At 72.3% G+C, this 24,641-nt stretch carries 20 protein-coding genes and 1 pseudogene; 5 read left to right on the top strand and 16 right to left on the bottom strand.

What is annotated here, in order from left to right; all coding sequences use genetic code 11:
- Positions 1 to 115: 115 nt before the first annotated feature.
- Together ligD and ACIP6U_RS18390 are read right to left on the bottom strand one after the other, a co-directional pair.
- Positions 116 to 1,075 (bottom strand): annotated as a pseudogene (gene ligD, locus ACIP6U_RS18395) (non-homologous end-joining DNA ligase); the annotation flags it as partial.
- Entirely contained in the window at positions 1,072 to 2,940 is a 1,869-nt protein-coding gene (locus tag ACIP6U_RS18390; RefSeq protein ID WP_401718502.1) for a transketolase, read from the bottom strand. The gene ACIP6U_RS18390 and the pseudogene ligD, both read right to left, overlap by 4 nt.
- A 266-nt stretch (positions 2,941 to 3,206) precedes the next feature.
- Here ACIP6U_RS18390 and ACIP6U_RS18385 point away from each other — a divergent pair, with 266 nt between their 5' ends.
- The gene (locus tag ACIP6U_RS18385; protein ID WP_124001755.1) at positions 3,207 to 3,554 is read left to right on the top strand and encodes a VOC family protein; all 348 of its coding nucleotides are present in this window, start codon (positions 3,207 to 3,209) and stop codon (positions 3,552 to 3,554) included.
- Positions 3,555 to 3,582: 28 nt separating this feature from the next.
- Here the strand turns inward: ACIP6U_RS18385 and ACIP6U_RS18380 are convergent, their stop codons facing one another.
- Entirely contained in the window at positions 3,583 to 5,538 is a 1,956-nt protein-coding gene (locus tag ACIP6U_RS18380) for a DUF5107 domain-containing protein (protein ID WP_401718499.1), read from the bottom strand.
- Positions 5,539 to 5,706: 168 nt separating this feature from the next.
- Here ACIP6U_RS18380 and ACIP6U_RS18375 point away from each other — a divergent pair, with 168 nt between their 5' ends.
- A complete protein-coding gene (locus ACIP6U_RS18375) occupies positions 5,707 to 6,054 on the top strand; it encodes a DUF6204 family protein (protein ID WP_401718496.1) in 348 nt (115 codons plus the stop codon).
- Here the strand turns inward: ACIP6U_RS18375 and ACIP6U_RS18370 are convergent.
- The 9 genes from ACIP6U_RS18370 to ACIP6U_RS18330 all read right to left on the bottom strand — a co-directional run bounded on the left by ACIP6U_RS18370 (position 6,026) and on the right by ACIP6U_RS18330 (position 13,950).
- On the bottom strand, positions 6,026 to 6,613 hold the full coding sequence (locus ACIP6U_RS18370) for a GNAT family N-acetyltransferase (protein ID WP_401718493.1): 588 nt from the start codon (positions 6,611 to 6,613) through the stop codon (positions 6,026 to 6,028). The two genes, ACIP6U_RS18375 and ACIP6U_RS18370, sit on opposite strands and share 29 nt — an antisense overlap.
- A gap of 19 nt (positions 6,614 to 6,632) precedes the next feature.
- A complete protein-coding gene (locus tag ACIP6U_RS18365) occupies positions 6,633 to 6,878 on the bottom strand; it encodes a DUF1049 domain-containing protein (protein ID WP_401718490.1) in 246 nt (81 codons plus the stop codon).
- A 130-nt stretch (positions 6,879 to 7,008) separates the two neighbouring features.
- A complete protein-coding gene (locus ACIP6U_RS18360) occupies positions 7,009 to 7,932 on the bottom strand; it encodes an LD-carboxypeptidase (protein WP_401718487.1) in 924 nt (307 codons plus the stop codon).
- Positions 7,929 to 9,881 (bottom strand): prolyl oligopeptidase family serine peptidase, encoded by a 1,953-nt coding sequence (locus ACIP6U_RS18355; protein WP_401718484.1) that lies wholly within the window; start codon positions 9,879 to 9,881, stop codon positions 7,929 to 7,931. Before ACIP6U_RS18355 ends, ACIP6U_RS18360 begins: the two co-directional genes overlap by 4 nt.
- A gap of 16 nt (positions 9,882 to 9,897) precedes the next feature.
- Positions 9,898 to 11,202, bottom strand: coding sequence for a M20/M25/M40 family metallo-hydrolase (locus ACIP6U_RS18350; protein ID WP_401718481.1), 1,305 nt, complete (start codon positions 11,200 to 11,202; stop codon positions 9,898 to 9,900).
- Positions 11,195 to 12,028, bottom strand: a complete 834-nt coding sequence (locus ACIP6U_RS18345) for a M55 family metallopeptidase (RefSeq protein ID WP_280874316.1) — start codon at positions 12,026 to 12,028, stop codon at positions 11,195 to 11,197. Before ACIP6U_RS18345 ends, ACIP6U_RS18350 begins: the two co-directional genes overlap by 8 nt.
- A 71-nt stretch (positions 12,029 to 12,099) precedes the next feature.
- Complete coding sequence (locus tag ACIP6U_RS18340; protein ID WP_401718477.1) at positions 12,100 to 12,606, bottom strand: MarR family winged helix-turn-helix transcriptional regulator; 507 nt, start codon at positions 12,604 to 12,606, stop codon at positions 12,100 to 12,102.
- Between the two features lie 60 nt (positions 12,607 to 12,666).
- The gene (locus ACIP6U_RS18335; RefSeq protein ID WP_401718474.1) at positions 12,667 to 13,080 is read right to left on the bottom strand and encodes a DUF6069 family protein; all 414 of its coding nucleotides are present in this window, start codon (positions 13,078 to 13,080) and stop codon (positions 12,667 to 12,669) included.
- A gap of 108 nt (positions 13,081 to 13,188) precedes the next feature.
- Positions 13,189 to 13,950 carry a dienelactone hydrolase family protein gene (locus ACIP6U_RS18330; protein ID WP_401718471.1) on the bottom strand — a complete coding sequence of 254 codons (762 nt, stop codon included), beginning with the start codon at positions 13,948 to 13,950 and terminating at the stop codon, positions 13,189 to 13,191.
- Positions 13,951 to 14,046: 96 nt separating this feature from the next.
- Here ACIP6U_RS18330 and ACIP6U_RS18325 point away from each other — a divergent pair, with 96 nt between their 5' ends.
- The 3 genes from ACIP6U_RS18325 to ACIP6U_RS18315 all read left to right on the top strand — a co-directional run bounded on the left by ACIP6U_RS18325 (position 14,047) and on the right by ACIP6U_RS18315 (position 17,429).
- The gene (locus ACIP6U_RS18325) at positions 14,047 to 14,673 is read left to right on the top strand and encodes a TetR/AcrR family transcriptional regulator (RefSeq protein ID WP_401718469.1); all 627 of its coding nucleotides are present in this window, start codon (positions 14,047 to 14,049) and stop codon (positions 14,671 to 14,673) included.
- A gap of 180 nt (positions 14,674 to 14,853) precedes the next feature.
- Positions 14,854 to 15,393 carry a hypothetical protein gene (locus tag ACIP6U_RS18320; protein ID WP_401718466.1) on the top strand — a complete coding sequence of 180 codons (540 nt, stop codon included), beginning with the start codon at positions 14,854 to 14,856 and terminating at the stop codon, positions 15,391 to 15,393.
- Positions 15,390 to 17,429, top strand: coding sequence for a hypothetical protein (locus ACIP6U_RS18315; protein ID WP_401718463.1), 2,040 nt, complete (start codon positions 15,390 to 15,392; stop codon positions 17,427 to 17,429). The genes ACIP6U_RS18320 and ACIP6U_RS18315 overlap by 4 nt, the downstream gene beginning before the upstream one ends.
- Positions 17,430 to 17,525: 96 nt before the next feature.
- Here ACIP6U_RS18315 and ACIP6U_RS18310 read toward each other — a convergent pair whose 3' ends face one another.
- The 4 genes from ACIP6U_RS18310 to ACIP6U_RS18295 all read right to left on the bottom strand — a co-directional run bounded on the left by ACIP6U_RS18310 (position 17,526) and on the right by ACIP6U_RS18295 (position 24,592).
- Positions 17,526 to 18,467 (bottom strand): SMP-30/gluconolactonase/LRE family protein, encoded by a 942-nt coding sequence (locus ACIP6U_RS18310; RefSeq protein ID WP_401718460.1) that lies wholly within the window; start codon positions 18,465 to 18,467, stop codon positions 17,526 to 17,528.
- Positions 18,468 to 18,660: 193 nt separating this feature from the next.
- Positions 18,661 to 19,386, bottom strand: a complete 726-nt coding sequence (locus ACIP6U_RS18305) for a class I SAM-dependent methyltransferase (RefSeq protein ID WP_401718457.1) — start codon at positions 19,384 to 19,386, stop codon at positions 18,661 to 18,663.
- Between the two features lie 156 nt (positions 19,387 to 19,542).
- On the bottom strand, positions 19,543 to 22,002 hold the full coding sequence (locus ACIP6U_RS18300; protein ID WP_401718454.1) for a SpoIIE family protein phosphatase: 2,460 nt from the start codon (positions 22,000 to 22,002) through the stop codon (positions 19,543 to 19,545).
- A 205-nt stretch (positions 22,003 to 22,207) separates the two neighbouring features.
- The gene (locus ACIP6U_RS18295; protein ID WP_401718451.1) at positions 22,208 to 24,592 is read right to left on the bottom strand and encodes an MFS transporter; all 2,385 of its coding nucleotides are present in this window, start codon (positions 24,590 to 24,592) and stop codon (positions 22,208 to 22,210) included.
- Between the last annotated feature and the right edge of the window lie 49 nt (positions 24,593 to 24,641).

Genomic DNA, 24,641 nt, shown 5'->3' with positions numbered 1-24,641 from the left:
TCCTGGCGGGGGGGGGGGGGTTGGGGTTGTCCGGGGTGGTCCCCCCCCCCCCCCCCCCGGGGGGGGGGGGGGGCCCCCGGGGGGGGGGGGGGGGGGGCCCCCCCCCCCCCCCCCGCCCCCGTACCGCGTCCAGCCTGCGCCGCGCCGGTCCCAGGGCGCGGCGCCTGCGCATGATCCCGTCCCAGGGGTCGGTGCGGGCCTGTTCCAGGGCGTCGGCGACGGTCCAGCGGCGGGGGCCGAGGCCCGGATCGTCGAGCTGCGTCCACGCGATGGGCGTGGCCACGGGGGCACCGGGCCGGGCGCGGACGGAGAGCGGGGCGACCGCGGTCTGCGCGTAGGCGTTGCGGCCCACATCAAGGTAGAGCCGGTGCCCGCGGTCCTTCTTGCGCGCGGCGGTGGTGAGCCGGTCCGGGTGGGCGTCCGCGAGATGGTCGGCGACGTCACGGGCGAAGGCGCGGACCTCGTCGAAGTCGCTCCGGCCGTCGAGCGGCACGATCACGTGCAGCCCCCGTGAGCCGGTGGTCATCAGGGCGGACGGCAGCCGGAGCCGGTCGAGGAGGTCCCCGAGGAGCCAGGCCGCCTCGCGCACGGCGGCGAAGTCGTCGTCGGCCGGGTCGAGGTCGAAGACCAGCCGGTCGGGCAACTCGATCCGCCCGACCCGGGACAACCACCGGTGCACGGTGAGACAGGCCTGGTCGGCGAGGTACACGAGGGTGGCGGAGTCGTCGCACACCGTGTGCAGGACGGTCCCGCCCTCCTTGGGCACCTCGACGCGGGTGATCCAGTCCGGGTAGCTCTCCGGGGTGTTCTTCTGCATGAAACGGGGCCCGTCGACGCCGTCCGGATGCCGTTCCAGCATCAGCGGGCGGCCGCGCAGGTGCGGCACCATGAGCGGGGCTGCCGCGCGGTAGTAGTCGACGAGGTCGCCCTTGGTGTACTCCGGCGTCTTCCCGTGGTCCTTCGGGTTCCCGTCGTCCTTCGCCTTCCCGTCGCCGGGGAAGAGCACCTTGCCGGGCCGGTGCACGTCGACCGTGCGGTGTCCGGCCCGGACCCTGCGTATCTCGTCGTCGCTCACCGCACGACCGCCTCCTCGACCAGCAGCCGGCCGGCCGCCGCGATCGACTCGGCGTCGATGCCCGCCGCGTGCAGCTGCTCGGCCGGGGACGCCGAGCCCGGCATCGTCCGCACGGCCAGCCGCACCAGCCGCGGCACCGGCCGCCCGTCGAGGAACGCGTCCAGGACGGCGTCCCCGAGGCCGCCCTCCTCGTGGTGGTCCTCCACGGTCAGCAGGCACCCGGTGTCCTCGGCGGCCCGGCGCAGGGTGACCCGGTCGACGGGCTTGACCGAGTACAGGTCCACGACCCGGACCGCGATGTCGTGCTCCGCCAGCGCGTCGGCGGCGGCCAGCGCCTCGTGGACGGTGACGCCCGCGGCGACGATCGTCAGCCGGTCCCGGTCGGAGGAGCGCAGCACCTTGCTGCCGCCGATCGGGAACTCCTCGTCGGCGCCGTAGATCACCGGGCTCTCGCCGCGCGAGGTGCGCAGATAGCGGACGCCGTCCAGACCAGCCATCTGCGTGACGAGCCGGGCGGTCTGGTTGGCGTCGCACGGGTACAGCACCGTCGAGCCGTGCACCGCGCGCATCATCGCGAGGTCTTCGAGACCCATCTGGGAGGGCCCGTCCTGGCCGATCGAGACGCCCGCGTGCGAGCCGACGAGGTTGATGCCGGCCCCGCTGATCGACGCCATCCGCACGAAGTCGTACGCGCGCGTGAGGAACGCCGCGAACGTGGTGGCGTACGGCACCCAGCCGCGTGCGGCGAGTCCCACCGCCGTCGCGACCATCTGCTGCTCGGCGATGTAGCACTCGAAATACCGCTCGGGGTGCTCCTTGGCGAAGAGCTCGGCCTTGGTGGAGTCGCCGACCTCGCCGTCGAGGGCGACGACGTCGCCGCGTGCGGTGCCGAGGGCGACGAGCGCCTGCCCGAACGCGTCGCGGGTGGCCACGCCCTTGCCGCTCTTGCCCTCATCTCCCTTGTCCCAGCGGGGCAGTTCGAGGACCCCGCCACCGTTGACGGCGTGCAACATCCGTGCGGTGGGCGGCTGTTGCACATGGACCCGGAGCGAACGGGGACCGCCGAGTTCGGCGATCGCCTCCTCGGGATCCGGCAGCGGCTTGCCGTGCAGGCCCTCGCGGTCCTGGACGGAGGCGACGCCCTTGCCCTTGAGGGTGCGCGCGAGGATCACGGTCGGCCGGCCGATCGTCGACTCGGCCTCGCCGTAGGCGCGTTCGATCGCGTCGACGTCGTGCCCGTCCACCTCGACGGTGTGCCAGCCGAACGCCTCGAAGCGGCGGGCGTAGGCGTGCAGGTCGTGCCCGTGCCGGGTCGGTCCGCGCTGCCCGAGCCGGTTGACGTCGACGATCGCGGTGAGGTTGTCGAGATGCTCGTACGCCGCGTGCTCGGCGGCCTCCCACACCGAGCCCTCGGCCAGCTCGCTGTCCCCGCACAGCACCCACACGCGGTATCCGACGCGGTCCAGCTTCTTGCCGGCCAGCGCGATGCCGACACCGACGGGCAGCCCCTGCCCGAGCGAACCGGTGGCCGTCTCGACCCACGGCAGCCTGCGCGGCGTCGGATGCCCTTCCAGCCGGCTGCCCCGGGTCCGGAAGGTCAGCAGCTCGGCGTCGTCGATGGCGCCGGCCGCCTTGTAGACGGCGTAGAGAAGCGGCGAGGCATGTCCCTTGGACAGCACGAAGCGGTCGTTGCCGGGGTGGGCGGGGCGATCGAAGTCGTAGCGGAAGTGATGGGCGACCAGTACGGCCATCAGATCGGCGGCGGACATCGAGGACGTCGGGTGTCCGGAGTTCGCGGCCGCGGCTGCCCGCACGCTGTCCACGCGCAACTGCTGGGCGAGTTCGGCGAGTTCGGCGGTGTTCATGACTCTCCATCCGTGCGGTCGTCCGGTGCTCGGCCCGTCCGGTACCCGGCGCGGCCGACGCCGAAGGCGCCGAAGGCCACGACGCGGAGTCGCCTCGTGGTTCGCCTCCGTAACGGGCGTGCACCTCGGTCCGGACTTCTCCGCGTCCCCCAGGTGCGGGCAGCCAAACGTGCGCGGGGCTCCGGTCCCGCGCCGGGCGCACCACGGCCGGATCGATCGCGGGAAACGATCTCCTCTCCCGTCCGGTGCGAACTAGGCTCGTCCGCATGGACATTCTGGGAGCCACGCTGCGGATCTGCGTCGACGACCTGGAGGCGGCGGTCCCGTTCTACGAACGGCTCGCGGGCGGCACCGCCCTGCGCTTCGAACGCGCCGGCGTCCAGGTCGCCGCCGTCGGCTGCTTCCTGCTGATGAGCGGCCCGGAGGCCGAGCTGGAAGTGCTGCGCAAGGTCTCCGCGACGATCGCCGTGAAGGACGTCGACGAGGCCAACCGCGTACTCACCGAACTGGGCGCCCGGGTCGTCGCGGGCCCGGTGGCCACCCCGGCGGGCCGCAACCTGATCGCGATGCATCCGGACGGTGTGGTGTACGAGTACGTGGACCGCAACGTGTAGCGACACCTCGTAGCGACCACCCCACCCCTCACCCCTCCCGGGGCCGCATCCGGAAGTCGTAGCGCTCCGGCAGGGGCTCCTCTGCGACCCGGGCCCACAGTCGCCCGATGGCCTCCGCGCCCTCCCGCAGGTCGGCGACCTCGAAACCGGTGTCGAAGACGGCCCGCGCCTCCTCGCGCCGGTCCTCCGCCAGGAGCAGCCCGGCCTCGATCAGCCGGAACCGGCCACGCTCACGGGTCGCCGGGTGCAGCCGTTCCCAGACGGCGCGCGCCTGCTCGGTACGGCGTACGGCGAGCAGTGCCTCGATCGCCTCGCGGCCCAGCGCGGCCGTGGCCGCCGTCCAGGACGCGCCGGTGTCGCGCCGCTCGTGGCACAGGTCGTCGAAGGCCTCGGTGTACCGGTCGGCGGCCCGCTCGTGGTTGCCGGCCTGCTGGTCGGCGACGGCGAGGCAGCGCAGCAACGGCCAGAGGGACGGGGCGAGTTCGAGGGCCCGCTCCCAACTGCGCACCGCCTGCGCGAAATCGCCGTCGTGCCACTGGGCGACGCCGAGGTGGTACTCGGTGAGCGGGGTGGCGGGCGCGGTCTCCAGCATGTCCCGCCAGTGCCGGGCGACGAGCGTCTCACCGGGCGGCCGCACCCGGCGCGGGTCGGGCAGGGACCCGGCGCGGAGCAGCTGTCGCCAGGGCTCCTGGTCCTCGCCCAGCGTGCTCTCGTCGAAGGGCGTGCCGGGCAACTTCCAGTCGGTGCGCAGGACTTCCAGCGCGCCCCAGCCGGAGCCGACGGCGAGGATCTCACCGGGTTCGGCGTCGGCGTGCGGCTTCCACGCCTCGTACGCGGCGTCGACGTCGGCGCGCGGCAGGACGGCTTCGAGGCGCTCCTCCACCTCGTCGGCGGCGGCCTGGGAACTCACCTCATCGGCGGTGCCCGGCGAGTTCAGCGGACCGTACGCCTCCAGCCACGACACCTCGCTCTCCGCGTCAAGTCGCACATGCTCCAACTGCGTGCGCGCGAGCCCGGCCTGGATCTCGCAGTAGCCGCCGGTGCCCGGCTCGGTCAGCCACTCCTGCCAGCGCCGGCCGCCCGTGCCCTTTCCCCAGACGAAGAGCTTGCGTCCCCGCAGCACGTCGGTGGAGGTCTGCACCAGCCCGTACCCGTCCTCGTCGAGGGCGGCGATCCAGCGCCGCCGCTCGTCGGGCAGGTCGTAGAAGTAGTCGGCGGCGCACGGGAGTTGCTGGATCTCCGGGTGCGCGGGCGCGGGCACCTTCCGGAGCCGCCGCTCGTACCCGAACCGCCATGCCTCCTGGGCCGGCACCAGCACCCTGCGCTCCTCGGGCACGGCGATGTTGGACCACCAGTAGGTGGGCACGGGCTTCTCGTGCGGATTGCGGACGCGGACACCGACGTAGAGGAAGTCGGAGTCCTCCGGCAGCCAGAGGTCGACCTGGAAGGGGAGGTCGCGCAGGCGTTCCCACTCCCACAGGCGGAGCATCTCGCCGCCGTCGGGGGCGGGGACGCGGGCTGCGTGCAGCGGGGAGACGGCGAGGGTGGTGTGGCCGGTGGCGCCGATGTTCCATTCGATGCCGCCGGAGTACCAGGCACCGTTGAGAGCGAAGTTGGCGGGCTGGAACACCGGGTTGCGGTAGAGGAGTTCACGCCCCGTGGGCTTGTGGAACAGGGAGGCGACCCGGCCACCGAGGCCGGGGAGCACGGTGGCGCGCAGTCGGTCGTTCTCGATCACGAGGGCGTTGATCTCCCGGGGCGCGCGCTCTCTGCCGTACCCGTCCCGCACGCGCGCGGGCAACAGGCTGCGCAGGGGCGCGAGTCCGACCTGCCGCGCCATGTCGCGCGGCAGGTCGTCCCGGTCCCGTTCCTCGACGCGGTGCACTTCGTCGAGCGGCCGGAGCGGGGGCAAAGGGTTGTCCGGACCGAGGTCCACTGCGGGCAGGGTGATTACCTCACGTCGGATCGTCGTCACGATCACCATGGAAGCCGCTGGCCGGTGAGCTGGCCAGGGTCCCTGCCGGTCAGGATTGCGCAAAGGCGCCGACCTGCGGGGACTGCGGGACCGGGCGCGCGGAAATTCCGTGGGCAGGGGATCACCGTCGGCATAGGGTCGGGTTTTCGACGTACGGCGAAGCGGGAGCGGAAGAGCATGGGCGAGCGGCACACGTACCGGGTGATCGTGCGGGGCACGTGGGACGGGCTGACCGAGCAGGCCCGGGAGCGGCTGCTCGCCGAGGCCGGCGACCACGGCATGACGAGCATGCGGTTCACCGAGGAGGGCTCGCTGTCCTACGAGCCGGCGCCGCTCAAGCACTTCTCGATGCGGTTCGTGGTGGTCTCGGACGCGGCGGACGGCGAGGAGATGGCGGGCGCGATCGCCGAGGACCGGGCGGAGACCCTGCTGCGCGGGCTCGGCTACGGCTTCGGGGAGCTGAAGTCGACCGTCACCGACCTCGACACCATGAAGATCAACCGGAAGTCCGCATCTCGGCGGTGAGCGCCCAGCGCTCGTGGTCCCGCCAGGCGCCGTCGATGTAGATCATGTTCGGCGAGAAGCCCTCCAGGCGGAATCCGCAGGAGCGCGCCAGGGCGATCGAGGCGGCGTTGCCGGGCTGCGCGTTGATCTCCAGTCGGTGCAGCCGCATCGGCCCGAAGGCGTACGTCACGACGAGTTCGAGGCCCGCGCGCATCAGTCCGCGCCCGGCGGCGTGCGCGAAGGCGCCGTAGCCGAGCGCGCCGCACTGGAAGCCGCCCTCGACGATGTTGTTGATGTTGATGAACCCTGCGATGGCTCCGTCGGCGCGCCCCGTCTCCCCGCCGTCGGCCGCCGCGTCGCTCTTCTCGCAGACCAGGAACCCGGCCTTGGTCGGGTCCTTGATCAGCCGGTTCGCGTAGGCGAGGTATCCGTCGGAGCTGTCCGGCGGGAACAGCCACGGCTGGTGCAGGTCCTTGCTCTCCCGGGCCCGGGCGGTGAACTCGGCACCGTCGTCGTAGGCGAAGTGACGTATGCCCACGCGGGGGCCTTCGGCGAGGTAGCGGGACGCGGTGTGCGGCATCCCGACACCCTACGACGGGTCAGTCCCTGCGCCTCATGAAATACGCCCCGCACAGAGCGCCGATGAGCCCTGTGGCCAGCAGCGCCATCCACAGCGGCAGCGTGACCTCGGGGATCAGCAGGCGGATCTTGGTGTCCCGGGTGTTCTCGAAGATGAAGATCAGGGCGAGGACGGCGAGCAGGACGACGACGACCCGGGCGGGCGTCATCACCTGTCTGACCCGGCCCCCGCTCTTGGCACCGTGCTCGGAAGTCTTCGTGCTCATGGCACCAGGGTGCGCCCGAAGCGCCCGTCACGCACGGTGAGGCCGCCCGCCGGGTGACCGGTCCGCCGATCACAGTCGCCGCACATTCCGTCACTCACCGCGACCGCGCGCCACAACAGGTGACCGTGGTTCAGCGAAGGGCGGGTTCGTCGAGCGTCAACGTGCCCGTGTCCGCGTCGAGTTCGGCCGCGACCCCGAACGGGATCGTCAACGCCCCCTCGCAGTGCCCGAATCCGAACTCCTCCACGACCGGGACACCGAGCCCGCCGAGCCGGTCGGCGAGCAGGGTGCGCACCTTCTCGTACGGCCCGCACTTCTCCCAGGACCCGAGCAGCACGCCCCGCACTCCGTCGAGCCAGTCCGCGCGCAGGAGGTGGGTGAGACAGCGATCGAGGCGGTACGGCTCCTCGGCCACGTCCTCCAGGCACAGCAGCCCGCCGCGCGCACCCGGGCGGGCGTGCGGGGTGCCCAACTCCCCGGCGAGCAGGGCGAGACAGCCGCCGAGCGTGACGCCCCGCGCCCGGCCCGGGACGAGGGCGGTGCCGCCCGAGGCGATCGTGCGGACCGTCTCCGGCGCGAAGAGCGTGGCCTTCAGGTGGTCCTGCGCCCGCGCGCTCTTGATGAAGTCGGCGCCCGCCGCCATCGGACCGTGCAGGGTGACCAGGCCCAGGCGGGTGGCGAACGCCTCGTGCAGTGTGGTGATGTCGCTGAACCCGACGAACACCTTCGGCCCGGCCGCCCGCATCGCCTCCCAGTCGAGCAGGTCCGCCATCCGCTGCGCCCCGAAGCCACCCCGCGCACACAGCACCGCGTCCACGGACGGGTCGCACCACGCGCCTTGGAGGTCGGCGACCCGGTCCGCGTCCGTGCCGGACAGGTAGCCCAACTCCGGGTGCCGACCCAGCACATGGGGTGCCACCACCGGGTCCAGGTCCCAGCCGCGCAGCACGTCGAGCCCGGCCTGGAGCCGCTCCTCCGGGATGGGGCCACTGGGCGCGACGACGGCCACGCGGGCGCCGGGGGCGAGTCGGTGCGGCCGTACCAGTTCCCTCACGTGGACAGCTCCTGTGTCGGAATGCCTTGGGGGTGCAGCCCGAAGACCTGCGCGTACAGGGAGAGTTCGGACTCCAGCACCCGGATCATGGTCTCCGCACGCCGGAATCCATGACCCTCGCCCTCGAAGGTGAGGTACGCGTGCGGCACCCCGCGGCCCGCCATCCGCTCCAGGAACCGTTCGCACTGGGCCGGCGGGCAGATCACGTCGTCCAGGCCCTGGAGCAGCAGGAAGGGCACGGTGACCCGGTCGGCGTGTTCGGCGGGCGAGCGCTCCGCGTACCGTCCGGGCACCTCGGCGAGGGGTCCGACGAGGGATTCCAGGTACTGCGACTCGAAGTCGTGGGTCTCCCCGGTGCCCCAGCCGGTCAGGTCGAGGATGGGGTAGATGATCGTGCCGCAGGCGTAGACGTCGGTCGAGGCGAGCGAGGCGGCCGAGGTCCAGCCGCCCGCGCTGCCGCCGCGGATCGCGAGCCGGGCGGGGTCGGCCGTGCCCTCGTAGGCGAGGGCCTGGGCGACGGCCGCGCAGTCCTCGACGTCGACGACCCCCCACTGCTCGCGCAGCCGGTTGCGGTACTCCCGGCCGTATCCGGTCGAGCCGCCGTAGTTGACCTCGGCGACGCCGATGCCCCGGGAGGTGAAGTAGGCGATCTCCAGGTCGAGGACGAGCGGCACCCGGCTGGTGGGACCGCCGTGCGCCCAGACCACGTAGGGCGGCAGTTCGTCGCCGAGGGACACGCAACCCGGGTTGTGGGGCGGGTAGATGTGCGCGTGGATGTCGCGTCCGGCGGGTCCGGTGAAGGTGCGGATCTGGGGTTCGGGGTAGTACGCCGGGTCGACCGCGTCGTCGTGCTCGGCGCCGATCACCCGGGCCCGGCCGGTGCGGGTGTCCAGCTCCACCACTTCCTGGGCGCTGCGCGGGCTGGCGCCGACGGCGACGACCCGCTCACCGTGCACCGCGAGGGTGGCGGCGAACTCGGTCCAGGGTCCGGCCGCGTCGACGACCTCGCCGGTCTCGGGGTCGAGGACGCCGAGCGCGGAGGCGCCGCGGCCGTGCACGACGGCGATCAGTCCGCTGTCCAGCGGTGCGAACCAGCGCTGTCCGAGCTTCCACAGCGGCCCGCCGAACTCCTCCTCGCGCGGGCACACGGGGGTGCCGTCGCGGTAGAGGTTCCACCAGCCGTCGCGGTCGCTCGCGTACAGCAGGGAGCAGTCGGGCGCCCAGTCGGCCTGGGCGATCGACTCCTCCGGACCGCCGGCGACGGTGCGCGGCTGCCGCAGGGTGCCGTCCTCGGTGACGTCGGCGACGATCAGTTCGGTGCCGTCCCACGGCATGCGCGGGTGGTCCCAGGCGAGCCAGGCGGCGCGCTGTCCGTCGGGCGAGATCCGGGGGCCGGTGACGAACCGGTGCCGCTCGTCGGTGAGTTCGCGTACCGTGTCCCGGTCCTCGGCCGCCGAGCCGTCCAACGGCACCGCGACCAGGACCCGGCGCAGATCACTGGGTCCCTCGCCGGTGAACTCCTCCAGCACGCACCACACTTCACCGCGGTCGAGCCTCAACTGCGGCTCCGCCCAGCGCAGTCCGCCGCCCACGGAGGACACGGGGGTGAGCGGCCGGGGGTCCCGGTCGGGCTCGTAGCGGTAGAGCCGCTGGTCGGCGAAGTTCACGAACACCACGAGCGGTTCGCCGTCCACCGCGGTCCCGGCCCAGGGCCGGCCGCCGTACTCGATGACCCGGCTGCGCACGTTCCACGGGGCCGGGAGCACCGACTCCTCGCGTCCGCCGACGCGCCGCCGCACCAGGGTGCGCCGGCCGCCCTCGGTGGGTCTCGGCTCGGTCCACCAGGCCTCGTCGCCGACGAATCCCACGAACTCCGGCTGCCCGTCGTGCGCGGCGGCGAGCGCCGCGTCGATGGGCGAGGGCCACGAACCGTACGCCAGGGACTGCACGTTCTCCCCCACCTTGCTAGGCCGTCCGCAGGAAACGGTCGAGGACCCGGACGCCGAAGTGCAGCGCCTCGACCGGGACCCGCTCGTCGACCCCGTGGAACATGGCCTGATAGTCGTAGCCCTCGGGCATCTTCAGCGGGGTGAATCCGTACCCGGTGATGCCGAGGCGTGAGAACTGCTTGGCGTCGGTGCCGCCGGACATGCAGTACGCCACCGGGTGCCCCTCGGGCGCGAACTCCCGGATGGCGGCCCGCATGGTGGCGTACGTCGGCGAGTCGAGCGGCGCCTGGAGGGCCCGCTCGTGGTGGGCGAACTCCCAGTCCACATAAGGCCCGGTGAGTTGGTCGAGGGTGGCGCGGAACTCGTCCTCGCCGCCCGGGAGGTAGCGTCCGTCGACGTATGCCACGGCCTCCCCCGGGATCACGTTGACCTTGTAACCGGCTTCCAGCATGGTCGGGTTGGCGCTGTTGCGCACGGTGGCCTCGACCAGCTTGGCCGCCGGGCCCAGCTTCTCCAGCAGCCCGTCGACGTCGTCGAAGTCGGGCTCGAAGCCGTAGAGCGCGGCGAGGTCGCTCAGGGCCGCCCGTACGGTCGGGGTGAGCCGTGTCGGCCACTCGTGCTCGCCGATCCGGGTGATCGCGGCGGAGAGGCGGGTGACCGCGTTCTCCTTGTTCACCTTGGAGCCGTGCCCGGCCCGCCCGCGCGCGGTCAGCCTCAGCCAGCCCGTGCCCCGCTCACCGGCCGCGATGGGGTAGATCTGCCGCCCGGTGCCGTCGTGGAAGGTGAACGCCCCCGACTCGCTTACGCCCTCGGTGCAGCCCTCGAAGAGTTCCGCGTGCTGATTCGCGAGGAACCCCGACCCGTCGGCGGCGCTGGCCTCCTCGTCGGCGGTGAACGCGATCACGACGTCCCGCCGGGGCCGGACGCCGTTGCGTGCCCAGTCCCGTACGACGGCCAGGATCATGGCGTCCATGTTCTTCATGTCGACCGCGCCGCGCCCCCAGACGACGCCGTCGCGGACCTCCCCGGAGAAGGGGTGCACGGTCCAGTCGTCGGCCTGCGCGGGCACGACGTCCAGATGACCGTGGACGAGCAGCGCGTCGGCGCCGGGCTCGGTCCCCTCGATCCGGGCGACGACGTTCGTCCGCCCCTCGGTGCGTTCCAGCAGCACGGGTTCCAGGCCCGCACCGGCGAGTTGCTCGGCCGCGTACTCGGCGGCGGGCCGCTCCCGGCAGTCCCCGCCCCCGCGGTTGGTGGTGTCGATGCGGATGAGGTCGGAGGTGAACCGGACGACCTCGTCCAACGCCTGCTGGTCAGCCATACTGCTCCTCCACGGCGGCCGAGACGATCGTGGTGACCGCCTTGAAGGTACGAATGCCCTCGTACATGGTCTCGTTGGTGTACGCCACCTTCCGCTCGCCGATCCGCTCCACACCCGGCACGACGGTGGCGGCCATGGCGAGGTGCTCGGCGTCGAACTCGAGCGCGACGGTGAACGGCCCTGCCTGGACCGGTTCCTGACGGACCGCCAGCTGTGCGGCCTCTTTGGCGGCGGCCCGGATGTCGGCGGCGGTACGGGCCGGCGTACGGCACACGGCGGCGTAGCGCGAGACGTGGTCCTTGACGGCGACCTTCAGCGCCTCGGGCGCGTAGCCGAGGGCGTCCTCGCAGGCCACGTCGTCGCCGGTGACCAGGACGACGGGGACCCCGTACTCGGCGACGACATGCGCGTTCAGGAGACCTTCGCTGGCGCGTACGTCGTTCAGCCAGACGCCGGTGATGGAGTTGGCGAGGTAGGTGTGGGCGAGGACGCCCTCCATGCCGGCGCCCGCGTGGTAGCCGACGAAGGCGATGCCGTCGACGTCTCCGTGCTGCACGCCCTCCACCATGGACAGGGACTTGTGCCGGCCGGTGAGCATCTGGGTGCGCTCGTCGAGGCGTTCGAGGAGCAGGTTGCGCATGGACCAGTGGGCCTCGTTGACCAGGACCTCGTCCGCGCCTCCGTCGTAGAAGCCCCGCACGGCCGCGTCGACGTCGGAGGTGAACATCGAGCGGCAGCGCTCCCACTGCGGTGTCCCCGGCAGCACGTCGGCCGGCCAGGTGACGCCCGTGGCACCCTCCATGTCGGCGCTGATCAGGATCTTCATGGTGCGTCACGTTACGCGCCGACGAGGGAACCTGCCACGAAGTGGTGCGGAGGTTCAACCACTTTCCCGTCCTACCGTCGCCGCCAGGGCAGGACCTCCGGGTCGTCCTCGGCCGCGTCCATGCGCTGGAGCGCCGAGTTGATCGCCTCGCCGACCTCCGCGAACTGGCGGACCTGGTCGCGGGTCAGCACGTCGAAGACCGCGCGGCGGACCGCCTCGACATGGCCGGGCGCCGCCCGCTCCAGCAGCCGGCGCCCGTCCTCCGTGAGCACGGCGAGTTGGTTGCGCCGGTTCGCGGGGTCGTCACGGCGCTCCACATAGCCGGCCTCCTGAAGGCGGTTCACTGCATGGGTGAGCCGACTCCGGGTGATCCTCAGCCGCTCGGCCAGCTCGGACATCGTCAGGGAACGGTCCGGGAGTTCGGAGAGGTGGGCGAGCAGGATGTAGTCGGTGTGCGGCACCCCCGCCTCCTGCCGCAGCTGCCGGTTCAGGTAGTCGTTGAGCAGCGTCGAGAACTCGACGTAGGCGAGCCAGGCCCGCCGCTCCTCGGCATCGAGCCAGCGTGGGGTCGTGGACATGCGCACACCCTAGTCAGCCGGTGTGTGAAGGCGAGAACCCGCCATCGAGATGACCGCCGGCTACGACAACGGCATGACCCTGCGGTACGCGAACACCGCGGTCGCCGCGACCGCCACGTGCATCAGGAGCAGCGCCCCGACGCCCCTCATCCCGCCGTCACCGAAGAGCAGGAAGTCGGGCACGAAGGACACGACGACGAGGGTCGGCACCAGCCACCGCACCAGCGCCTCCGGGTCCTTCGAGACCCTGCGCACGACGGCCCAGCCGACGGCACCCGCCACCACCCCGACCGCCGTCAGGAAGATGTACGAGGACGCCTTCAGCGGCTCGAAGTCATCGGGCGCCCCCGCGGCCAGGGCGAGCAGCGCGATCACCGTGTCCACCACGGAGGCCACCACGATCGCGGCCAGCACACCTCCCGCCACCACGAGCGGACCACGGCGGACGGTGACGGCATCAGAGGCAACGGACATGACCACTCCAGGGAGGGCGGCTGCGGACAGAGATCGGGCAGAGACCCCCAACGGAACGATTGAAGTCTCAAACGAGAGTCTGACCGAGTTCGTTTGAAACTTCAAGGTTCAGAGCGTGCGGCCGAAGAGGTCGAGCAGCGCCGCCCAGTGCCGCTCGGTCGCCTCGGCGCTGTACATCGCCGTGTCGGCCTGCGTGAACCCGTGGTGGGCGCCGGTGTAGACCTCGCCGCGATGGCGGACGCCGGCCGCGGTGAGGGCCTTGTCGAGGCGGTCGATCTGTTCGGCCGGGTTGGTGGCGTCCTGGTCGGCGTGACCGAAGTACAGCTCGGCGGTGATCTGGTCGGCGAGCAGATGGGGGCTGTCGGGAGCGTCGGTGGCGAGATACGCGCCGTGGAAGCCGGCCATCGCGGCGACGCGGTCGGGATGGGTGCCCGCGGTGCGCAGGGCGAGTCCGGCGCCCATGCAGTAGCCGGTGACGCCTGCCGGCCCCGCGGTGGTGAGCGGGGAGTCGGCCAGCCAGTCGAGGTAGGTGTCGGCGTCGCGCATGGCTCCCTCGGGGGTCAGCGACAGCGCGGCCGGGCGCAGGGCCGCGAGCAGCTCCGGGCGCTCAACAGGGTTGATGAACGCGGGCAGTTCGACCAGGGGTGCCCGGCCCGCGCGGTAGAAGACGTTCGGCACCAGGACCGTGTAGCCGGCCGCGGCGAGCCGGTCGGCCATCGACTTCAGGTGCGGGCGCAGCCCGAAGCCGTCCATATAGAAGAGGACGGCGGGGTGCGGGGCACCGTCGCCGGGGGCGGCCAGGTAGGCGTCGGCGGTGCCGTCCCGGGTGGGGATGTCGACGTACGAGCCCTGTACGGCGATGTCGCTCATGATGGTGCGCCTCCATGTCATATGTGAAACTGAGTGTCACGCTAGCCACCAGGTGCCGGACCCGCAAGCAAGGACCACGGACGTTAGGATCGCCAGGTGAGCGAAGCGGCGCGTGGCAGTACGAGGGAGATCGCCAGGGCGGCCGTGCGCGCCGAACTCACCCGGGTGGCACTGGAGTTGTTCCGCCGGGACGGGTTCGCCCAGGTCACGCTGGACGACCTCGCGCGCGCCGCCGGGGTCTCCCGCAGCACCTTCCTGCGCTACTTCGGGACCAAGGAGGACGCGGTCCTCGCCGCCTTCGACGGATCCGACCTGCGGCTCGCCGACGCCCTGCGCGCCCGCCCGGCCGACGAGGACGACTGGACGGCGCTGCGCCGGGCCCTGGACACCGTGCTCGTCCGCTACCGGCAGGACCCGGCGGGCTCGCTGGCGACGACCCGGCTGGTCCGGGAGACGCCGGCCCTGCGCGCCCGGAACCTGGAGAAGCAGTACACCTGGCGCCCCGCCCTTGAGGCGGCCCTGGCCGAGCGGGCCGGCGCCGAACGGCCCACGCTCGCCCAGTCGGTGCGCGCGGCCGCCGCCCTGGACTGCCTGAACGTCACCCTCGACCACTGGCTCGCCTCCGACGGCGAGCTCGACCTGGTGCGACTGCTGGACGAGGCGTTCACGGCCCTCCCGGCGCGGCGCCCGGGCAAGACCAAGAAGGCAGGACGGGGTCAGTAGGCCGTCGCCCGCAGCTCTGAACCGGCCACCCCAGCACCCAACTCCTCCCCCATGGCGTGAACTTGACCTTTTTTGCTGTGCGTTGACAAAGCCCGGGAGCTTGCACTTAGGTAAGCCTTGCCTAATTTCACATCGCCACGCGCCGCTGCGAAACACCGCCGAGAAAGGTGTGCTCCTCGTATGAGAGCCGTTCCCTCCGCACGCACCGCCGTCCGCGCGACCCTCGCCGTCGCCGCCTCCGCCGCGCTGACCCTGAACCTGGCCGGCTCCGCCTCCGCCGCCACCTCGACCCGCACGGTCATCGACGCGGGCACGACGTACAACCTGTCGCTCACCGCCCCCGCGACGGCCACGGCGACCGGCCAGACGATCACCGTGTCCGGCTCCGGCTACAACACGGGCCAGGGCGTGTACGTCAGCCTCTGCGTGGTCGACGGGGCGCAGGGCGCGAACAAGCCCACCCCCTGTCTCGGCGGCCAGGACGAGTCCGGCACCACCGGCGCCTCGCACTGGGTCAACAACACCTTCGGTGGCCTCTTCGCCAACAGCTCCAAGTTCGGCACCGGCGGCACCTTCAGCGTCTCGATCTTCGTGAAGGCGACCCTGGAGGACGGCAGCGTCTGCGGCGAGGACGTCACCTGCGCCGTGGTCACCCGCGCCGACCACTTCGACAGCGAGGACCGCGAGTACGACGTCCACGTCCCAATCACCTTCCAGTGACGCGCGTCCCTCACAGAGGCCCGGCGGCGCTCCTCGGCGCCGCCGCGCTCGTGACCGCCTCGATCGCGACCGGGTCGGCCGCCCGGGCCGCCGACACCCCGAGGACCGCGACCGGCCGCGCCGGCCAGGAACTCACCGTCTCCGCCACGGCGAACCTGGCCCCCGAGGGCGAGACCGTCCAGGTCACCGGCGCGGGCTACGACGAGACCAAGGGCATCTACGTCGCCCTGTGCAAGGACAACGGCGACGACCGCGTCCCGGGCCCGTGCGTCGGCGGCGCCGACACCGGCGGGGGCGCCGGCGCCTCGAAGTGGATCGTCCCCGACGGTGACCCCAACGAGGGCGAACTCGCCCTCGCCTACGGCCCCGGCGGCACCTTCGACGTACAACTAGCCGTCAAGGCCAAGGACTCCAACGTCGACTGCGCCCAGGTCGCCTGCTCGGTCGTCACCCGCGTCGACCACCGCGCCACCGGCGACCGCTCCCAGGACGTCCGTATCCCGGTCGTCTTCGCCGGCCAGACCCCGGACGACGGAGGCGACGGCGTCGACGTACCGGCGGGCAGCGTCAGCTACGCGAAAACGGCCGAGTTCACCACCGCGGGCCGGCCGCAGGACCTGCTCCTGCATCCCGACTCCGGGAAGCTGTACGTCGGTTCGGCCGACATCCCCGACACGGCCGACGTCAACGAACGGGGCCTGTACGCCCTCGACGCGACCGACGGCAAGGTGCTCTCGCACATCGCGCAGGCGCCCGGCTCCACCGGCGCGCTCGCCGCCCGCGTCGTCCCGCTGGTCATCGCCCCGCTGACCGGTGACGGCGTGGTCTTCCACTACCCGCTGCGCGGCATCGGCACCGCCAAGGACGGCGACACGGCCGCGCGGGGCGTCTGGCTCGCCGGCGCCACGGTCACCGGCGCCGGTCCCGGCACGGAGGCCGCGACCGTGCTGGTGGCCCAGGGCCCGACCCTGTCCGAGGTCGAGACCGCCACGGGCACCGTCCGGCGCACGGTCACCCTCGACGGCGGCTCCGCCCTCGGCGTGGACTCCGCGCACGCCGCCGCCTGGTCCGCGGGGGCCTCGGGCGGCCGGCTGCGCCGCGTGGACACCGGCTCCTTCACGGTGACCGCCACGGCCCAACTCCCGGACACCTACGTCACGTTCCTCGAAGCCGACCCGGCCACCGGCAACGTCTGGGTGGGCAGCGGGACTTCGGCGCTCGTCTTCGACAAGAACGCCGAACTCCTGGCCACGTTGGAGGGTCGGGACCGGCCCACCGCGCTGGCCTTCGACCGGGCGACCGAGCGGGCGTTCGTCCTCCGCGAGGACTTCGGCAACGCCGACGACGGCGCGGACAACGTGGGCTCTCTGGAGGTCTACGACACCGCGAAGTTCGAGCGGACGATCGAGCCGGTCGCGCTGCCGGGCAGCCGTGCCGATGCCTACGCGGGCGTCGCCGTCACCCCAGGTGGAGGCACCGTCTACGTCACCGACCAGGCAGAGAGCAAGGTGCTGCGCCTGGACCGGCGGATGTCGCCGAAGGTGCTGCGCGCCCCCGCCGACCGGTCCGCCGAGGCGGGCGACGAGGTCACCTTCGTCGCCACCGCCGAGGGCACCCCGGAGCCGACCGTGCGCTGGCAGGTCAGCGGCGACGAGGGCCGGACCTGGACCGCGGTCGAGGGCGCGACACAGACGTCGTACACCTTCACCGCACGGGCCGAGCAGGACGGTCACCGCTACCGCGCCGAGTTCACCAACGCCGTCGGCACCACGCGCGCGACGCCGGTCACCCTCACGGTGACCGAGCCGGACGACGGGGGCGACGGCGGGACGGACGGCGGCACGGGGGACCCGGGTGACACCGGCGGCGCCGGCACCACCACGGGCGGTACCTCCGTCTCCGGGACCACCGGCGCGACCACCTCCGGCGGGAGCCTCGCCGCCACCGGCGTCGGCGCGCTCACCGCCGCCGCACTCGCCGCGGCCCTGCTGGGCACGGGCTGGGCGGCGTACCGCCGCGGACGCACCGCCAGTTGACCGGTCCGGTCTCAACTGGCCCACCGCCAAAGCGAGTCCGCCCTTCGGCGGCACCGTCCCGAAGGGCGGACTCACCTCGTCACAAGGTCGCTCGCCTCAGATCGACACCGCGACCGCGGTGAACGTCGTCTCCGGCGTCTGCGGGCTGGTGAAGCGGGCGTTGACGAGGTACAGCCGGTCGCCGAACTGCGCGGCGGTGGTGGGCACGTCGAAGCGGGGGTCGGTGATCGTGCGGCGCAGCGTGGCCGTCGTGGCCTTGGCGTCGAGGTCGAACACGCTGATCAGGTTGAGGCGGTTCTGGACGACGTACAACGTCCGGCCGATGCGCCAGAGGCCGTCGCCGGCCGCGACCGAGTCGGCGCCGACCAGGGCTATCTCGGTGGCGTACCCGGTCCTGACGCTGACGTTGTAGAGCTTGCCGGGTGTGCTGCTGACGACGATCAGAGAGCGGCCGTCGGGGGCGCCGACGATGCCGTTCGCGTTGTTCACGTCGGGGGTCTGCACCCAGTCGCCGGTGAGCGGGAGTGTGCGGACGCTGCCGTCGCAGCCGCGCGGTACGCCGTAGAGGGCGGCGGCGCGCGAGTCGGTGAACCAGGCGCGGTCGCCGAGCAGGGTGACGTCGTTGATGAAGTGGCCGGTGGCTTCGCTGAGTTGGTGCGTGGCGACGATCTCACCGGTGCGGGAGTCGTGGACGCGGGCGACTCCGGTGTTGCCGGCGACGTACAGCAGTCCGTCCTGGTCGAGCTTCAGGCCGACGGCGACCTGGCCGGTGGCGCCCGCGTACAGGACCCGGCCCTCGCCGGTGCGCAGGTCGGTGCGGTAGATCGCGCCGTTGGCACGCGAGCCCATGTACGCGTAGGGCTTGCGGCCGATGGCGATGCCCTCGGGGAGCCAACCGTCGGGGAGGGGGAACTCCGTCGGCCAGGTCGCTCTGGTGCCGGCGGTGGCCGTGCCGGTGCCGGCCGCCACCGCGAGGGTGGCCAGGGCCGCTCCGCCGAGCAGGGCGCGCCGGGACGGGTGGGGGTGGTTCGGGGTCATGGGCTCGGGCCTCCGTGAGGTGGGGAGTGGGGACGCGGCGAACTCGACAGCTGTACGAACCTTGGGGACCCGATGACCCGGCCTTGGCCGAGGTTTCGAATCCTGTTCGTAGCAAACGAACCGCCGGACGCCGGAGTTCCCCCCGCGCCCCACCCTCACCTCACGGAAGCTGTCCCCTCACGCAGTCCGTCGCTCAGTCCGCGCGACCGGCGACCAGCCACTTCGAGGGCAGCTCGATCCGCCTGCCCTCGGATGTGAACTCGGTGGTCGTGAGCGGGAGTTCGCCGCTCGCGATGATGGTGAGGCCGGCCGAGCGCACATACGCGGGCACGGCCTCGTCGGACACCTCGCCGGGCGCGATGCCGTGCCGGAAGATCGGCGCGAGCTTGGGCGGCGGCCCCTCGGGGCTCTGCGCCAGGCCCAGCAGCACGGGCTTGGCGCGCTCGGAGAGTTCGACGAGGAAGACCCGGCCTCGCTCGCCGACCAGCGTGGCGATCCCGTCCACCAGAGCCTGGCGGTCCTCGGGGTCGGCCTGGTGGAGGACACCGCGCATGTAGACGTTGGTGTCGCCGAGTTCGGCGTGCAGCGTCTCGGTCTCGTCCTTCTCCATGGCGTCGAGCACGCGGTACGTCGCCTGTCCCGCGGGGTCGGCGCGCCGGGCGTGCTCGACGGCCGCCTCCGACAGGTCGGCGCCGACGACGCGCGGGAAACGGTCGGCGAGGAACCGGGTCTGGGTGCCGTTGCCGCAGCCCAGGTCGACCATGACCAGGCCCGGATCGGTCACGTACGGTTCGAAGAGCGCCAGGTGGAGTCCGGCGGTCAGGGGCGGTGCCGCGTCCCAGAACACCGCCCCCTGTTCCTCCGGAGCCTCGCGCCAGAAGCCCTCCCAGGCCTCCCGGTAGCGACTCGTCACACTCATGCCCAACTCCCCAGGATGTGAAGGCCGTCCGCCGCAAGTGACGGGCGAGTACGGTCTATCGCGCCCTGGTCATGGCTACAAGCGCGCGGCGCATACCTTCACTCCGCATTCGACGGACGCACTCCCCCTGTGCGCCTCTCGCGCCCCAGGCGCCGATCAGCGGCGCGGCAGCGTCAGTTCGAACCAGACCGTCTTGCCGCGCTGCGTCCGGCTCGTGCCCCACTCGCGCGCGAGGGTGCTGACGACGCGCAGGCCACGCCCGAACTCGTCGGTCCCGCCGGCGCTGAGCAGGTTGGGCAGCTCGTGGTCGTCGTCCTCGACCTCGCACAGCAGGGTGTCGCCGCGCACCAGCCGCAGGGCGACCGGGCGGCCGTGGGAGTGCCGTACGGCGTTGGTGACCAGCTCGCTGACCATCAGCGCGGCGTTGTCGGCGAGTTTGGCGAGCCCCCAGTCATGGAGCTGTTCCCGCACGGCGGTTCGGGCGCGGCCGACCTCGGCCGGGTCGAGGGCGAGCCGCCACTCGGCGACGTCCTCGGGCTCCACGCCGTTGAGGCGGGCCATCAGCAGGGCGACGTCGTCCTTGCGGCCGCCCGTGACGTTCAGCGCGCGGATGATCGTGTCGCAGGCCTCGTCCATGGAGGCGGCCGGGTGGGCGGCGGACTCGGAGAGCGCCGCGAGACCCACGCCGATGTCCTCGCCGCGCACCTCCACGAGACCGTCGGTGCACATCACGAGCCGGTCGCCGGGCTCCACGTGCACGCGTACCGCCTCGAAAGGCACCCCGCCCACGCCGATCGGCGCTCCGGTCGGCAGGTCGAGCAGCTCGCTGCGGCCGTCCTCAGCACGGACCAGGACGGGCGGGATGTGACCGGCGTTGGCGAGGTGCAGTTCGCTCGCGATCGGGTCGTAGACGGCGTACAGACAGGTTGCGAGGTAGGTGTCGCCGAGTCGCTGGGCGAGGTCGTCCAGGTTGCGCAGCAGCTGGGCGGGCGGCAGGTCCAGGGCGGCCATGGTCTCCACGGCCGTCCGCAACTGGCCCATCATCGCGGCCGAGTTGAGGCCGTGCCCCATGACGTCACCGACCACCAGGGCGGTACGGGCGCCGGGCAGCTTGACGGAGTCGAACCAGTCGCCGCCGACGCGTCCCAGGAGCGTGCCGGGCAGATAGCGGGTGGCGATGTCGCAGCCCGCCATGCGCGCCGGGATGACCGGCAGCATGCTGTCCTGGAGCGTCTCGGCGACGTTCTCCTGGTAGGTGTACATGCGCGCGTTGTCGAGCACGAGGCCCGCGCGGGCGGCCAGTTCGGCGCCGGTGACCCGGTCCATGTCGTTGAAGACGGGCCGCTCCGGGTGACGCAGCAGGATCATGAACCCGAGGACCACGTTGCGGGCCTTGAGCGGTACGACCAGCATCGAGCGGTTGGTGATCAGCGGCCGGATGTCCCGCTTCTCGAACTGCGAGGCGATGGCGTGGCCCATCTCCTCGCTGATCCGGGGCACCAGGACGGGCTCGCCGCTGGTCATGCACTGGAAGAACGGCGTGTGCGCCGGGAACGGCATGGCCTCGCCGACCGGCACGACATCGTCCCAGCGGCCCGGTTCGTCGGTGTGTTCCAGGGCGACCCGGTGCCACATGGTGGTCGTGTCGGGCACGCCGTCGGGGAACCCCTCGCCCGCGACGACCTGTTCGCGCAGATAGGTACCGGCGACGTCCGTGAAGCGCGGCACGACGGCTCTGCTGACCTCGACGATCGTGCGGGTCAGGTCCAGGGAGGTGCCGATGCGGCCGCTGACCTCGTTCAGGAACTCCAGGTGTTCGCGTACGGCCGCGTACTCCAGGTCCTCGGCCTCGTCGGCGGCCTCCTGCGGCGTGGGCAGCCCCTCGGCCACCGCCCGGGCCGCCAGTTCCCGCCGGGCCCTGCGCTCCGCGCGCCGGGGCACACCCCAGTCGGGGGTGACGGGCACCCGGTCGTTCTGGCTGAACTCCAGGACGGGATAGCCCAGTTCGAGGATCTGCGCGACGATGCGGGCGCTTTCGTCGACGCTCATGCTGGGCAGGATCTCGGGCAGCCGGCCGGCCAGTTCCTGGGCACCCGGAAAGTCGGTGTGCAGGGCGAAGCCGGGCGCGATCCGCTCGTACGCCATGTCGTGCTCGGGGTCGTCGGGCCGCAGTCCGCCGGTGTCCGCGCCGAGCACGAGCAGTCGCTCCTTGCCCGGGCCCACCAACGGGTAGGCCCACCACAGGACATCGACGCGGTCGCGCTCGGGGACGGTGAGCCGGGCACGGCCCGCGGCCGGGTAGGACAGGCCGCTGTCGAGGGAGGACTCCAGGCCGGGGCCGAGTCCGTCGTAGTCGGCGTACGTCCCGTACGGCGTGACGTCCTGCTCCTCGGGCAGCGCGCCGGAGACGGGCAGCAGATCGACCGCCGGGTGTCCGATCGCGTCCTCCTTGGGGACGCCGAAGAGACGGCGTGCGCCGGTGCTCCAGTGGGACACGAGGCCGTCGCGGTCGACCACGACCACGGCCAGCGGCACACGGCCGACCGCGGTGTCCTCCACCGCTCCGCCCCCGGCTCCGCGGCTGGGAGGTGCTTCCCTCTCGGTGCCACGGTCCATGACCCAGGCCCTCTTTCCCCACGGCTCCGCAAGATCTGTCCGCCGTCACCACCGTACGGCGCCCTCAGGTGGTGATGTGCGGCAACGGGGGAATTGGTGGCACGCGGGCGCACCGGTTCGGGGCCGCACGCCGGACAGGCGCGCCGGGGGCGCTCAACCCCCGCGCCCGTCCGGCCGGTTCGGTCGCCCCCTGGATCCGCGGGCCTCAGTCCTCGTGTCCCAGTTGCAGGTCCCGCTCGGTGCGGCCGCCGCCGGCGACCTGGAGCACGGTGGCGACCGGCGGGTAGCCGGCGGCGATCACGGTGTACTCGCCGGAGGACAGGTCGACGAACCGGAACGTTCCGTCGGGTCCCGTGGTGAGCGTGTCCACGACGTTGCCGGCCGCGTCGAGCAGCGTCACGCGCGCGTCCTCGACGGGCCGTCCGCCGCCGGCCCGCACCGTGCCGCGCAGCACGGCACCACCGGCGAGTTCGATGTCCTGGCGGGTCTCCCGGGAGGACTGGACACTGACCGGCAGGGCGGCCGGGCGGAACGCGGGGGCGCTGGCGGCGAGGGTGTACTCGCCGGCCACCAACTCGGTGATGACGTAGCCGCCCTCGCGCCCGCTGCGGGTGCTCGCCACGACCTCGCCGTGCACGTTGGTGAGGGTGACGGCCGCCTCGCGCACGGGTGTGCCGTCGGCGGTGACCACGCTGCCCGCGAGGCGTCCGGCGCCGCCGAGCACGACGTCGAGTTCGACGGGGCGCTCGCCGACGGTGACGGAGACCGCCTGCGGCTGGTGGCCACCGGCCGCGGCGATCAGGACGTACGCCCCCGACCCTGGCGTCGACAGCGCGTACCGCCCGTCCTCGCCGCTCGCGCCCCGCCCGATCTGCTGCCCGGTCACGTCGATGAGCGTGAGTGCGGCCCGCGGTACGACGGTCCCGTCCGGGTGCTGCACCGTGCCGCAGACCGGGATTCCGGCCGCGTAGGACGAACGCGCCTGCGGGATCGGGGCGTTCACGGGCACTGTCTCCGTTTCGGCGGCGTTGTGGGACACCAGCGGTTTCTCCTTGAGGAAGAAGGCGATGAGCAGGCCGAGGACGAGCACCGGCACGAGGTAGAGGAAGATCCGGGGCATCGCGTCGGCGTAGGCCGCGATGTAGTCGTCGCGCAGCGCCGGGGGCAGCGCGTGGACGAGCTGCGGGGTGAGGGACTCCGGGTCCGGCAGCTGGGATCCCGCGCGCGTGGAGAGCCGCTCGGCGAGGGAGTCGGCGAGCCGGTCGGCGAAGAGCGTGCCGAAGATCGCGGCGCCGACGCTGCCGCCGATCTGCCGGAAGTAGTTGTTGGCGCTGGTGGCGGTGCCGAGGTCGGCGGGGCGCACGGAGTTCTGCACGGCCAGCACGAGCACCGGCATCACCATGCCGATACCCGCGCCGAGGACGGCCATCCAGAGGCTGTACTGCAGCCGGGACGTGTCGACTTCGAGGCGGGACAGCAGCCACATGCCGACGGCGGACAGGGCGCTGCCGAGGACGGGGTAGATCCGGTAGTGCCCGGTGTGGGTGATGAGCTGTCCGGCGATGATCGAGGCGCCGACGATGCCGCCCATCATGGGCAGCATCAGCAGGCCCGACTCGGTGGCGGTGGCCCCGTCGACCATTTGCAGGAAGGTCGGCAGATAGCTGGCGGCGCCGAACAGCGCGACGCCGATCACCAGGCCCACCAGACCGGTGACGTTGAAGACGGAGTCCCTGAACAACCGCAGCGGGATGAGGGGTTCGGCCGCGAAGTGCTCGGCGACCAGGAAGAGGACGGCGGCGGCCACGGCGCCCGCGGCGAGCCCGAGGATGACCCGCGAGTCCCACGCGTACTCGGTGCCGCCCCAACTGGTCAGCAGGACGAGGCAGGTGGAGGCCGCGGCGAGCAGGAGCGCGCCGAGGACGTCGAGGCGCGGCTTGGTCCTGGGCTTCGGGAGCTTGAGGACGACGGTGACGACGGCCAGGGTCAGGAGGCCGAAGGGCACGTTGAAGTAGAAGCACCAGCGCCAGGTGAGGTGGTCGGTGAAGTAGCCGCCGAGCAGCGGTCCGGCGACCGAGGCGAGGCCGAAGGCGGCGCCGATCAGGCCCATGAAGCGGCCGCGCTGCCGGGGCGGCACGATGTCCGCGATGATCGCCTGGACACCGATCATGAGGCCGCCGGCGCCGACGCCCTGGACCGCGCGGAAGGCGATCAGCTGGTCCATGGTCTGCGCCCGGCCGGCGAGCGCGGAGCCGATGACGAAGACGACGATGGCGAACTGGAAGACGCCCTTGCGGCCGAGCAGGTCACCGAGCTTGCCGTAGATCGGCAGTCCGATGGTGGAGGTGAGCAGATAGGCGGTGATCGCCCAGGACATCTTGTCCAGGCCGTGCAGCTCACCGACGATCTTCGGGAGCGCGGTGGCGACGATCATCTGCTCGAGGGCCGCGAGGAGCAGCGCGAGCATCAGCCCGAGGAAGACCAACCGGACCCGGCGCGGGCTCAGTTCGGCGCCACCGGCGGCCGCGGGGAGGTGGCTCTCCACAGCCGCCACGACCGGTTCGTCCCGCACCAGAGTCGTCCCGCCCACCTACCGCTCCCCTCGTCGCACTGCCGCACAATTCCCGCTTAAGGCGACA

The organism is Streptomyces sp. NPDC088794 (assembly GCF_044750545.1).
Lineage (GTDB): Bacteria > Actinomycetota > Actinomycetes > Streptomycetales > Streptomycetaceae > Streptomyces.
Note: the sequence above shows the minus strand (reverse complement) of the source record. Positions and strands in the feature narration are given on the sequence as shown.